Below are 498 nucleotides of genomic sequence, written 5' to 3' on the forward strand. Positions count from 1 at the left end.
CCAGTTTGGCCTGCTTCGATGTCCAGTTCTGCCCGTGGAGACGCTCGAAGCCGTCCAGGAGCAGGTCGAGGGCGAACTCGAACTCGAACTGGTCGTCGCAGCCGTGCCCGACCACCGAGCCGTCGTCATGTGTTGCCGCCATGGCGACCTGCGTGAGGTTCGGATACTGCTGGGCCATCTGCTGGAGCATGGCGGCCATCGCCTCCGGCGGCACGGCCGGGGTGTCCGCTTTCGGGCCGGCCGGGTTCTGGAACAGTTCCTGGGTGAAGCCCCACATGCGGCTGCCCAGGGCGTGCATGACGTGGTGGGTGAGGTCGAGGGAGAAGCCGCCGGCCAGGAACATGCCGATGAAGCTGTCCGTGTACTCGAGGACTGCCGGAGTCTGGTTGGTGCGGGATTCAAGCACCTGACGGGCCCATGGGTGCCGCAGCAGTACCCCCCTGGCCGAAAGCACCCGCTGCCGGACCGTGCTCTTCCAGCCGGCACCGCGGACGGGCG

The 498-nt window shown here is 67.7% G+C and carries 1 protein-coding gene; it reads right to left on the reverse strand.

Translation table 11 applies throughout. The features are described from left to right. Positions 1-454: TetR/AcrR family transcriptional regulator C-terminal domain-containing protein (locus tag AC5RWU_RS24565; RefSeq protein WP_493986779.1), on the reverse strand; the 454-nt coding region annotated here is incomplete at its 3' end. Positions 455-498 lie beyond the last annotated feature (44 nt).

This window comes from Arthrobacter sp. B0427-1-12, assembly GCF_059092905.1.